At 26.6% G+C, this 12,475-nt stretch carries 14 protein-coding genes; 2 read left to right on the top strand and 12 right to left on the bottom strand.

The window, feature by feature from the left end; translation table 11 throughout:
• Positions 1-308: 308 nt before the first annotated feature.
• Genes pyrR through der form a run of 10 tightly spaced genes read right to left on the bottom strand, consistent with a single transcriptional unit; the run spans position 309 to position 8,349 of the window.
• Positions 309-827 (bottom strand): bifunctional pyr operon transcriptional regulator/uracil phosphoribosyltransferase PyrR, encoded by a 519-nt coding sequence (gene pyrR, locus M915_RS01530; RefSeq protein ID WP_036728734.1) that lies wholly within the window; start codon positions 825-827, stop codon positions 309-311.
• A complete protein-coding gene (locus M915_RS01525; protein ID WP_036728731.1) occupies positions 824-1,714 on the bottom strand; it encodes an RluA family pseudouridine synthase in 891 nt (296 codons plus the stop codon). Before M915_RS01525 ends, pyrR begins: the two co-directional genes overlap by 4 nt.
• A 1-nt stretch (position 1,715) precedes the next feature.
• Positions 1,716-2,177, bottom strand: coding sequence for a signal peptidase II (gene lspA / locus M915_RS01520; RefSeq protein ID WP_036728728.1), 462 nt, complete (start codon positions 2,175-2,177; stop codon positions 1,716-1,718).
• Between the two features lie 29 nt (positions 2,178-2,206).
• The gene (locus M915_RS01515; protein ID WP_036728726.1) at positions 2,207-2,974 is read right to left on the bottom strand and encodes a YlmH family RNA-binding protein; all 768 of its coding nucleotides are present in this window, start codon (positions 2,972-2,974) and stop codon (positions 2,207-2,209) included.
• Positions 2,974-3,417 carry a cell division protein SepF gene (locus tag M915_RS01510; RefSeq protein WP_009222250.1) on the bottom strand — a complete coding sequence of 148 codons (444 nt, stop codon included), beginning with the start codon at positions 3,415-3,417 and terminating at the stop codon, positions 2,974-2,976. The genes M915_RS01515 and M915_RS01510 overlap by 1 nt, the downstream gene beginning before the upstream one ends.
• A 12-nt stretch (positions 3,418-3,429) precedes the next feature.
• Positions 3,430-4,116 carry a YggS family pyridoxal phosphate-dependent enzyme gene (locus M915_RS01505; RefSeq protein ID WP_036728722.1) on the bottom strand — a complete coding sequence of 229 codons (687 nt, stop codon included), beginning with the start codon at positions 4,114-4,116 and terminating at the stop codon, positions 3,430-3,432.
• Positions 4,117-4,129: 13 nt separating this feature from the next.
• Entirely contained in the window at positions 4,130-5,389 is a 1,260-nt protein-coding gene (locus M915_RS01500) for an HlyD family efflux transporter periplasmic adaptor subunit (RefSeq protein WP_051259766.1), read from the bottom strand.
• A gap of 46 nt (positions 5,390-5,435) precedes the next feature.
• Entirely contained in the window at positions 5,436-6,437 is a 1,002-nt protein-coding gene (locus M915_RS01495) for an NAD(P)H-dependent glycerol-3-phosphate dehydrogenase (RefSeq protein ID WP_009222253.1), read from the bottom strand.
• Entirely contained in the window at positions 6,434-7,033 is a 600-nt protein-coding gene (plsY, locus tag M915_RS01490; protein ID WP_036728717.1) for a glycerol-3-phosphate 1-O-acyltransferase PlsY, read from the bottom strand. Before plsY ends, M915_RS01495 begins: the two co-directional genes overlap by 4 nt.
• Entirely contained in the window at positions 7,030-8,349 is a 1,320-nt protein-coding gene (der, locus tag M915_RS01485) for a ribosome biogenesis GTPase Der (RefSeq protein ID WP_036728715.1), read from the bottom strand. Before der ends, plsY begins: the two co-directional genes overlap by 4 nt.
• 120 nt (positions 8,350-8,469) lie before the next feature.
• Here der and M915_RS01480 point away from each other — a divergent pair, with 120 nt between their 5' ends.
• Together M915_RS01480 and M915_RS01475 are read left to right on the top strand one after the other, a co-directional pair.
• Positions 8,470-9,243, top strand: a complete 774-nt coding sequence (locus tag M915_RS01480) for a threonine/serine exporter family protein (protein ID WP_009222256.1) — start codon at positions 8,470-8,472, stop codon at positions 9,241-9,243.
• 5 nt (positions 9,244-9,248) lie between these two features.
• Positions 9,249-9,689, top strand: a complete 441-nt coding sequence (locus M915_RS01475; RefSeq protein WP_036728711.1) for a threonine/serine exporter family protein — start codon at positions 9,249-9,251, stop codon at positions 9,687-9,689.
• A gap of 12 nt (positions 9,690-9,701) precedes the next feature.
• Here the strand turns inward: M915_RS01475 and hprK are convergent, their stop codons facing one another.
• Entirely contained in the window at positions 9,702-10,619 is a 918-nt protein-coding gene (gene hprK, locus M915_RS01470; RefSeq protein WP_036728709.1) for an HPr(Ser) kinase/phosphatase, read from the bottom strand.
• Positions 10,606-12,468 (bottom strand): excinuclease ABC subunit UvrC, encoded by a 1,863-nt coding sequence (gene uvrC / locus M915_RS01465; RefSeq protein ID WP_036728706.1) that lies wholly within the window; start codon positions 12,466-12,468, stop codon positions 10,606-10,608. The genes hprK and uvrC overlap by 14 nt, the downstream gene beginning before the upstream one ends.
• Between the last annotated feature and the right edge of the window lie 7 nt (positions 12,469-12,475).

Below are 12,475 nucleotides of genomic sequence, written 5' to 3'. Positions count from 1 at the left end.
AAAATAAAAAAATCATTTGCCCTTAAAGGAGCAAATGACAATTCACGGTACCATCCTTTTTATATCAAAAAGATATATCTCATTCGAATACTAACATATTCTATCTCTATAACGGGAGAACCGTCTCAGCTACTATAATTCGCCTCGCATTCATAGACCCATTCACTAAAGCAATTTTATCAGTTTGCACCAAACACTGACTCTCTACAAAAATTCTTCAATAGCTACTATTTTCTAATCAACAATTTCTTATTTTTTATTATATTAAACCAAAGTAAAATAATTGTCAAGGACAATCTTATTATTATTTATATTTTTTCTATATATACTTGATCTATATGATCAACCTCAATGATATTAACAACTACCTTTTCAGACATGGATGTAGGTAAATTTTTACCTATAAAATCCGGCCTTATGGGAAGCTCCCTATGCCCCCTATCAATAAATGAAACTAGTTCTATTTTCTTAGGACGTCCTTTAGATAATATTGCGTCAATAGCAGCCCTAACAGTTCTTCCGGTAAATAAAACATCATCTACCAAAATAATTTTTTTGCCATTAACCGGTATAAAAAAATTATTATTAATTTTTGCCGATGCTTTAATATCATCTCTAAAATTGGTTACATCTATAGGATAAACATCTATTTTTCTATTTTCTATTTCAAAAATTTTTTTTGAAATTCTTTTTGCTATGTCTTCTCCTCTTCTTATTACGCCTATTAAAATTAAGTCTTCTGTACCTTTATTTTTTTCGATAATTTCATTGGATATTCTTGAAATAGCTCTTTTTATAGCCATCTCATCCATTATTATATTTTTCATATATCTTTCCTACTTAAAAATTTTACAAATCTATTTGGAATATCATCTTCAAAACTTAACTCTTCTCCCGTTATTGGATGATTAAATTTCAATCTATATGCATGTAACATCTGTTTATCAATTTTATATTTATTTTTATTGCCATATGTCAAATCTCCTAATACCGGATGCTTTATATAGCTTAAATGAACTCTTATTTGATGAGTTCTTCCGGTAAGAATATTAATAGAAATTAAACTGAAATTATTAAATTCTCTAATTTTTTTATATTCGGTTATTGCATTTTTAGAATTTTCATATATAACAGCCATTTTTTTTCTATTTTTAGGATCTCTTCCTATAGGTTCATTTATTATTCCAAACTCATCTGTTTTTCCTTCTACTACAGCTATATATGTTTTTCTTATTTTAGATTCTTTAAAATCTTTAACTAATTTCAAATATGCTAAATTTGTTTTTGCAATTATCATAAGTCCACTTGTGTCTTTATCTAATCTATGAACTATTCCGGGTCTTAATTTATCTCCACAATTTGAAAGATTTTTAAATTTAAATAACAATCCATTAACTAAAGTATGATTATAATTTCCAGATCCGGGATGAACGACTAAATTTTGAGGTTTTGAAATAACGACAATATGTTCATCTTCATAAATTATTTTAAAATCTATTTTTTCCGGTAACAAAAAAATTTCATCTTCATATGAAACATCGATTATATCTCCTATTTTTGTCATATATCCTGCTTTTACAATAGAATTATTTATTAATATATTTCCGGAATCTATATATTTCTTAATTTGCGATCTGTTTATATTAAGTTTTTCTACTAAATATCTATCTATTCTAATATTATCTAATTCACATACATAATTGACTTTAACCATATTATTTCCTCTTAGGATTTTCATATAATAATATAATTATAACTAAAATAATAGTACCAATAACTATAAAAGAGTCTGCTAAATTAAATACGGCAAAATCATAATTAAATATTTTTACACTTATAAAATCTATAACATATTTAAGTCTTATCCTATCTACAAAATTCCCTATTGTTCCTCCTAAAATTAAAGCAATAGCAAATTTTAAAGGTTTGCTTTTATTGTTATAATTTTTAAATAATATTCCTGTTAAAACGCATACTACAATAACCGTAATAATTGTGAAAAACATTCCCTGGTCTTGCATTATTCCAAATGCAGCTCCTCTATTTTCTAAATAGAAAAAATTAAGAAAATTTTTTATAACTACCAGTGGCGGTTTATCTTTTAAAAAATTAACTACAAAATATTTTGACAATTGATCTATTATAAACAAAAAAAATGAAAAAATTATAACTCCCATTATGCCTCCAATGAATAATCCCAAAATTTTCATTTTGGGATTTTTACCTTAACTATATATCTATCTTTTCTTGTATATCCTTCTATATTGTCGAAAAATATTCTACCAAATCCCCTAACTGAAATTAAATCTCCAATATTAACTTTATTAGAACCCTTACTTTCTTTCCTGAAATTTACTTTCACCTTATCTGATTCAATTAAATTTGAAACAGCAGTTCTTGATAATTTTAAAACTGAGCTAAGAAATGTATCTAATCTAAGTGACGAAATAATAAAAGTATATTCATCATATGTTAAAGTCGGTTCAATAAATTCTGCTTTTTCAAATTTTATATTATTTCTTTTTATTTTTTCTAAATTAAATCTTAAATATTTAGATATTTCTGATTTTACAAAAATGTGACAATAATTAGAATTGAATACTATGTCTCCAACTTTTCTTCTATCAATACCTAAAGATAAAATACTTCCAAGCACGTCTTTATGCGTAAATTCAAAATTATTTTTAAAGCTTAAAACTTCTACATCATCAAAGTCAATATCATACATATAATTTGGAAAAATATATATAACAGCTCGTTCAGAATTATTATATCCTCCATCAATGCTATACGATATATCATCAAACTTATTTAAAATTGAAATTACTATTTTACGCTCATAAGGATCTAAAAAATCTGTTGATTGTATACTATGACGATTAGCAGATATCTCAATTTTATCAATAACTTTCCTTATCTCAAAAAGTTTATCCTCGTCAACACTATTTAAAATAGCATTTCTGTCTATTTTCATTACCAAGGAAACATTCCAGTACTTTTAAGTTCTTCCTTTAACCCATCAATTTCAACATTACTTGGTGCAAGAACAAATATATCTTTATTTACTTTTTGAATTTTACCATCAAGAGCATATAAAGCTCCACTTACAAAATCAAATATTTGTCTTTTAACATCAATATCAAGTTGTTCAAAATTAAGAACTACAGACTTATGTTCTCTAAGATCATCTACGATATTAGGAGATTCATCATAAGAAAGTGGTTCATGAACTGTTATAATCATATCAGAAGCATTTAAATTCAAAACATTAGAATTTCTTTTACTTCTAGTAATTTTAGGTGCTGTTTCTTTTATATCTGCAACCTCTTCATGATATGTTTCTTCTTCATAATCATCATAATCATACTCTTCAGAAAATCCAAAAACTTTTTTTACCTTATTCATTATATCTGCCATAATATAATCCTCCTATTTATAATTTCTTTTTCCAAATATACTTGTTCCTATTCTAACCATATTTGAACCCTCTTCTATGGCTATTTTATAATCTCCGCTCATTCCCATTGAAAGATATTTCATTTCAACTTCATCATAATTTAACTTTATAATTTTTTCTTTCAAAATGAACATTTTTTTAAAACATTCTCTCAAAAATAATTTATCTGAAGTATCTGGAGCTACAGTCATAATACCTTTAATTTTTATATTTTTATAATCTATACATGTTTCTATAAAATTTAAAGCTTCGGTATATGGAACACCACCTTTTTGACTTTCTTCAGCTATGTTAATCTCAACTAAGCAGTCTACATCTATATTTTTAACATCTGCTCTTTTATTAATTTCTTCTAATAAACTCTTTCTATCGAGAGATTGAATCAAAGTAACTTTATCATATATATATTTTACCTTATTTGTCTGTAAATTTCCAATCATATGGAAATTTATATCATCAAAATTTAAAAATTTTTCTTTTAATTCTTGAACTTTATTTTCTCCAAAATCTCTAATGCCTAAATTATAAGCTTCTTTCATTTCATCTATTGTTCGCATCTTAGAAACTGCTATTAATTTTACTTCTTCTCCAGTGATAGAAACTTTCCTTGAATTTTCTATTTCAGTTAATATAAATTCATAATTATCTTTTATTGACATTTCATCACCTCTATTAATTTAAAATTTGAGATTCATCTATTTGTTTCGGATTAACTATTATTGCATCATTTATTGAAATTGTTCTATATGACTTATCTCCTATAGTAATATATCCATTTTTATCTCCTTTAGATACATAACTGTAATCCTGAGTTGGAGAAATAACGATTATAGGTATAAATCTAACTAATCCATGAATTTCTTGAACATAGACACCAAACAGATTATTTCTTTTTACAATGGCACTTTTTGGAATTTCAAAACATTTCTTATCTACAAGAATTATTTTAAAATTATTTATTCTGTCAGAGTAAATTGAATTAAACATATCAGACATAGATAAAATTATTACCGATTTATTATTTTCTTTTTCAATTTTAATAATTTTTCCCTTTAGTGTTTCAAAATTAAATTTTAAACTCAAAGTATCTCCAACTTTAAATTTATCTATCTTTTTATTATCTTCAATTTTTAAAGCTAAATAATAAGATAAATTATTTATTAATTTAAACAATTTATCTCCTTTTTTTACTTGACTTCTACTCTCAAATTTAGTTACTTTATTATATTTCTGCAAATATGCATAATTAATTTTTTCTAAATTATCAATTGTATAATAACTTTCAAGTCCATCAATTTTATAAGAAACTATTCCACTAAAGTCTGATGTATATTCTATATTACTTTTTGAAATACTCAAAAGTAGTTGCTGTTTTTTTTCAGCAAGTTCTTCTTGTGTAAACTTCATAAGTTCAGTAAGCTCAGATATACTTATATTGTCTTTTGAATTTAAATCTATATCATTAATATCAGCTATTGCACTTGAAAATTTGTTTTGTTTTAAATCATTTTGAAGCTTTTCCACATTAAAGTCACTAATAGAGTTTTCCGAATTATTGCTACTATTGAGTTTATAATTTAATGCTGCATTAACTTTGATAAGCTCATCTTTAAGTCCAGATGTATCATTCATTAAATTTATGCTTGCTATTTCAAAGCCTACAGGAACTTTTTGCCCTTCACTTGCATTAAAAAGTGAAATACCATCATCTCCAGCAGAATATACCTTCTCGTCTAATATATTAAAACCAACTACTTCTAAATTTTTTTTATAATTAGTATATGTAGGAAAAACAGTCTTATAACTTCTATATATTTTTCCTGAAAATGCTCTAGATAAAAAAAATAGAAATATTAAAAAAATTAAAACAAAAATTATTCTCTTTCTAAAAAAGAGTTCCTTTTTATTTTTTTTAATTCTCAAAAATATCACCCGATTATAATATTAAGTATAACACAAATAAAAATAAATCCATTCTTCAATTAAAAAAAATTTCTTCAATTTCTTCTTTGTATTCACGCGTCATCAAATTCAAAACAGCTTCCCTAGGATCTAAGCCACTGTATAATACTTCATATAATTTATGAGTTATAGGCATGTTCACGTTATATTTTTTAGACAATTCATATGCTGATTTTGTAGTTTTTATTCCTTCAACAACTTGTCCTACTATTTTACAAGCTTCTTCCGAACTATTTCCTTCTCCTATAAGTATTCCTGCTCTTCTATTCCTTGAATGCATACTTGTACATGTAACTATTAAATCTCCTATTCCTGAAAGTCCGTTAAAAGTTTGAGGATTTGCTCCTAAGGCCATTCCAAGTTTACTCATTTCATATATTCCTCGAGTTACTAATGCAGCCTTTGTATTATCTCCATATTTTAGACCATCACTCATTCCCGCAGCTAATGCAATGATGTTTTTTAATGCTCCTCCAATTTCTACTCCTATTAAATCAGAATTTGTATAAACTCTAAAATTATCTGTAGCAAATATTTTTTGAATAGTTTTTGCAGCATTAATATCTTCAGATGCAACTGTTACTGTTGTTGGAATGTCTAATCCTACTTCTTCAGCATGAGAAGGCCCCGATAAACATACATATGAATTATTCGGCAAAATTTCCTTAGATATTTCAGACATTCGTTTTAAACTATCAATTTCTATCCCTTTAGATAGATTAACTATTATCTGATTTCCAACCTTCTTTTTAACTTCAATTAAAACTTTTCTAAAACTATGAGAAGGAACAGCCATAATTATAATTTCAGTATCATTTATACATTCATTTAAATTTGATGATGCTTTTACATTTTTTATTTCTATATTAGGTAAATATTTTGAATTTCTATGATTATTATTTATATCTAAAACTGTATCATTATTTCTAACGTAAAATTTAATATTATATCCTTTATTTGACAACAGCCTTGATATTGCAGTCCCCCAGCTTCCTCCACCAAGAATTGCTATGTTCATTTTTTTACAGCTCCTATTTTATTTTCAGTTCCATTTATAATTCTTTTTATATTTGATCTATGTTTGTATATCCCCAATAATCCTATAACAAAAATTATAGACAAACCAATGTTATTATAAGAAGAGAATGACAAAAATAATACTATTATACTTACAAAAAAGAATATAGAACCCAATGATACCATTTTACTTGCCATTGTAACAAATATCCATATCAAAAAACAAAAAAATGTTAGTTGAAAATTCGTAATTAATAAAGCACCAAGAGTTGTAGCAACCCCTTTACCGCCTTTAAACTTCATATAAAATGGATAATCATGTCCCACTATACCAAACAATATATTTATTAAAACTAATGTTTCATTAACTTTAAATATATTTTTTGATAATAGTACTATTATTATTCCTTTTAAAAAATCTATAAGAAATGTTATTATTCCCCATTTTATTCCAAATACTCTAATTGCATTTGTGGTACCTGCGTTTCCGCTTCCATACTTTCTGACGTCCTTATTTAAAAATACTTTCCCGATTATATAAGAACCTGATATTGAACCCACTAAATAAGAAATTATTATAGTTATTAAAACTGTCATCCTTTTTCGCCTCTATTTTTTAACGATAAAACTAATGGTACTCCATCAAAACTATATGCATCTCTAATTTGATTTTCTAAATATCTTACATATGAAAAATGAAATAAATCCTTATCGTTAACAGAAATCAAAAATTTTGGAGGTCTTACAGAAACTTGTGAGCCATAGTATAATTTCCCTCTTTTACCTTTATCCGACGGCGGTTGATTCATAAGTACGGCTCTATTTAAAATATCATTTAAAACTCCTGTTTTTATCCTGTGATTATAATTATTGTTAACTAATGAAATCATTTCAAGTAATTTGTCCACACGTTGACCGGTTTGTGCAGATATAAATAATATTGGAGCATAATTTATAAATGGAAGTCTTTTCCTAATATCAGACTCAAATTTTTTCATAGTAGAATTATCTTTTTCTATCAAATCCCATTTATTTACAGCAACTATTATAGCCTTATTGTTATCATGAGCATATCCTACTATTTTAGAATCTTGTTCAGACACTCCTTCATGAGCATCAATTACAAGTACACATACACTCGATCTCTCTATTGCAGTCAAAGTTCTAATAACAGAATATCTTTCTATATTTTCGTATATTTTCTTCTTTTTTCTAAGTCCTGCTGTATCAACGAAAACATAATCTTCTCCATTAAAATTGAATTTTGAATCTATTGCATCTCTTGTAGTTCCGGGAATATCAGTAACTATAACCCTTTCTTCTCCCAATATACGATTAATTAATGAAGACTTTCCCACATTAGGCTTTCCTATAAAAGTAACTCTAATATCATCATCGAAGAAGTCGTCTTCCTGATCTTTGAAATCAACGATAACCTCATCTAATAAATCTCCAACTCCACTTCCTTGCTCAGAACTTATAGTAATTGGAGTACCTAACCCCAACTCAAAAAAATCATAATAATTATTTTTAGCATCCTTAGAATCAAATTTATTTACAGCCAATATAACTTTTTTATTAGATTTTCTCAAATAATTTGATATTTCCAAATCATTTGAAGATACACCTTTTATTCCATCTGTCAAAAATATTATTACATCACTCATATCTAACGCAAGATCAACTTGAGCTTTTATACTTGACATAAAAATATCCTCATCTTTCAAATCAAGTCCGCCTGTATCTACAAGTAAAAATTGTTTATTAAGCCATGTTGCATCAGAATATATTCTATCTCTTGTAACACCCGGAGTATCTTCTGTTATAGAAATTTTTTTTCCTACTATTTTATTAAAAAGTGTGGATTTACCTACATTAGGCGTTCCAATTATTGAAACTATAGGTTTTTCCATACTACCACCTCATCTCATTTTATACTATATCATTATATCATTTGAACGTAATTGTTTCAATTAATTCAATTGTTAAAATGGCGAATAAATAGTATAATTTAGAATTGAAAGGAGAATTTTATGGAACGCGTTTTAAAAGATCTAAATGATGCAAAAAGGCTGTTGAATTTAGCTATTTATTCAGGACAACTTCTAATTATGTATGGTGCGGAAATTTATAGAGCAGAAGACACTGTTCAAAGAATTTGTGACTCTATGGAAAATGTGAGTTCTGCAGATGCTTATGTACTTCCTTCCGGTATATTTGTTTCCATTGAATTTGAGGGAGAAATTGTAACCATATTTAAAAAGGTACATAGTTCAGCAACCAATCTTAACAAAATAGATAAAATAAATAGCTTTTCAAGAAAATTTGTAAAAGAAAATATATCATATGAAAAAGGTATGAATATTTTAAAAAATATAGAAAATGAATCTCCTATGAAAGAATGGAAAAAAAATTTATCTGCAGCGTGGGCTGCTGCATTTTTCTCTCTTCTTTTCGGAGGAAATATAAAAGATTTTTTTTCAACTTTTATAATAACAGGTATAATGTCTTTTACATTTAATAAACTTTGCTTTTTTAATTTTTCATTTGTAATAAATAATTTTATAGGAGCTTTTGTAGCATCAATATTAGCTGTTTTTGCAACTAATTTTGGATTTAGCGACAATAGTGATATGATTATAATAAGTGCTATAATGATCTTAGTTCCCGGAGTATCAGCAACCAATGCAGTAAGAGATATAATGAATGGAGATTTTTTATCCGGTTTAATGGGACTAACAAAAGCAATTTTTTTAGCTCTATCGATCGCATTAGGTGTTGGTGTTGTATTAAAATTTTTTAGGTGATATCTATGTATTATATAATTCAATTTTTGATAGCTGCTTTTACAACCATGGGATTTACATTTTATTTTAATTGTCCAAAACGAGCAATACCCATTTCATGTTTTTTTAGCGGAATATCTTGGCTTATATACAAAATCATTGTTATAAAATATCAAGATTATTTCTTAGCAGGTTTTACATCTGCATTCATTCTTGGATTAATAGGAGAATCTGCAGCTAGAATCATGAAAAATCCGGCTACAATATTTATTTTGCCGGGACTTATTCCTATGGTTCCAGGTGCAGGAATGTACTATTCTATGTACTATTTAATATATCAAAATTACCCTTCTTTTAAAATGGAAGCAATTAAAACTTTTTATATAGCTGCTTCTCTTGCAATAGGAATAGTTGCTGCATCTACATTTACTAAAGCTACTTATGCTATACTAAAATACAAAAAATAGCCATATATATGGCTATTTTTTAGATGCTTGTAATATTCTCTTATTTAATTCATAAGCCGGATTATAACCCATTTCTTTTTGCTTAAAATTTTTTGTTGCAACTTCTACTATCAAAGATGTATGTCGCCCCGGTTTTACAGGAATACTAAATATAGGTATTTTTTTACCAAGTATTTCTTCGTAATTATTATCAATCCCAAGTCTATCATATTCTTTAGAATCATCCCAATTTTCCAAATTAACTATCATTTCTATTTCTTTACTTTCCATTACATAACCTATTCCAAAAATTCGTTGTATATCTATTATTCCAACACCTCTTATTTCCATAAAATGCTTGGTTATACTTGGGGATTTCCCAATTAATCTGTCATCAATTTTTTTTATAATAACAGAATCATCTGATATTAATTTTGAACCTTTTGAGATTAAATCTAATGCCGTTTCCGACTTTCCTATCCCAGATTTACCTGTTATCAAAACTCCAACTCCATAAACATCTAAAAGAACAGCATGCTTTCTGATAGTTGGAGCCAATTCAATTTCTATATAACTTTGAAATCTTCCGGCAAATTTTATAAATGAATCAGTAGTTCTTAAAAGAGATACATTATTTATTTTGGCAAGTTCTATAACTTCATCATGAATCCAATTATTTCCTGAAAATATAAGTGCCGGAATATTATACTCAAAAAGTTTTTTTAGTGACTTATATCTCTTTTCCAATTCCATTTCATCAATATAAGTCCACTCCTGTTCTCCTAAAATTTGAAGTCTATCAGAATCAAATTTATTATAATAACCCGCTAATTGCAATCCGGGTCTATTTAAATTAGCAGTCAAAATACTTACATCTTCATAATTATTTGCTAAAAAAATTTTTTGAAGATTTAAATCTTCAACTATCTTTTTTAGTTTAATTCCTTCCATGTTCTCCTCCGTGAAAATACAAATATATAGAATTTGCAGCTTTAGAATTTATACCTTTAACTTCCAAAAGTTCATCTAATTCTGCATTCTTTATTTTATCCAATGATTTAAAATGTTGCATTAAATATTCTTTTCTTTTTTTACCAATATTATCTATTAAATCAAGCTCAGATTTAAATAAATTCTTACTTCTCAACAGTCTATGATAATTTATTGCAAATCTATGCACTTCTTCCTGAATTTTATATATCATTCTATAACCATTGGAATTAATCTTTAAATTAAACTCTCTATTATTATATATTATTCCTCTCGTTGTGTGGAATTCATCTTTAACTAATCCGCAAACAGGTATATTAACACCTAAATTTAAAAGTATTTCAAGTACAATATTTACTTGTCCTTTACCCCCGTCAAGCATTATTAAATCCGGAAAGTTAGAGAACGACGAAATTATATTTTTATTTTTTTCATCAATTCCCCTTATAAATCTTCTGTTAAGAACCTCTTTCATTGAAGCATAATCATCTGGTCCTACTACAGATTGGATTTTAAACTTTCTATAATCACTTTTTTTAGCAATTCCATCTTCAAATACAACCATAGAAGCTACACTTTGTACACCTGAAATATTAGAAATATCATATGATTCTATTCTTTTCGGAAATACTTCTAATCCTAATAAATTTTGAATTTCTTTAAGGGCATAAGTATTTTTTTTAATCTTTTCACTATAGTTATCTTCGTATTTACTGATCATATCAAGTGCATTTTTTTTAGCCATAATTACAAGATCTTTCTTATCTCCTCTTTTTGGAGAAATTATGCTTACTTTTCCGCTTCTTTTATCAGACAAATAAGATTCTAAAACATCTTTATCGTAAGGCTCACTTTCTACAACTATTTCTCTTGGAATAAATGCAACTCCACTATAAAATTGTTTTATAAAAGCATTTAAAATACTTTCTATATCATTATTTAAATAGTCCTTTATAATATAGTGTTCCCTTCCTATTATTTTTCCTGCTCGTATAAAGAAAATCTGAACCAATATTTGCTCTATACCCCTTGCTACTCCTATTACATCCCTGTTTTCACTAAAATCCGTATTACTAATAATCTGTTTTTCATTTAATATTTCAAGAGCTTTTATGCCATCTCTAAAATTAGCAGCAACTTCAAAATTTAATTTTTTTGATTCCATATTCATATTTTCTTCAAGAATATGAATTATATTTTTACTTTTACCGGATAAGAATTCTGTAATTTCATTTATAATGTCATTATATTTATCCTCGTCTACATTTTCATGACACGGTGCAAGACATTTTCCAATAAAATAATTGAGACATGGTCTATATCTAACATTATTTTTTTCCAAATTTAATGAACATGTTCTAAGTTTAAATAATCTTTCAAATATATCTATAGCTTCATTTACAGCACTTGCTGCAGGATATGGCCCAAAATATTTAGCACCATCGTTTAAAATTAATCTCGTTTTCAAAACTCTTGGAAATCTTTCATTTATTGTTATTTTTATATATGGATATTGTTTATCATCTCTTAAAACTATATTATATTTAGGATGATTATCTTTAATTAGATTACTCTCAAGAATTAATGATTCTATTTCATTTTCAACAATAATATATTCAAAGTCATTTATATTGGAAACCATTGTCTTAACTTTTACATTAGAATTCCCATAACTACTAAAGTATTGTCTAATTCTTTTTCTCAAAGATTTTGCCTTGCCAACATATATTATATTATCATTAATATCCTTCATAATATATACTCCCGGCTGATCCGGGAGTTGTTTTAATCTTTCTTCAATATCCTTCAAATTTTTA

Source organism: Peptoniphilus mikwangii, from assembly GCF_000468535.1.
Classification (GTDB): Bacteria; Bacillota; Clostridia; order Tissierellales; family Peptoniphilaceae; genus Anaerosphaera; species Anaerosphaera mikwangii.
This window is presented reverse-complemented; position numbering and strand designations above follow the sequence as displayed.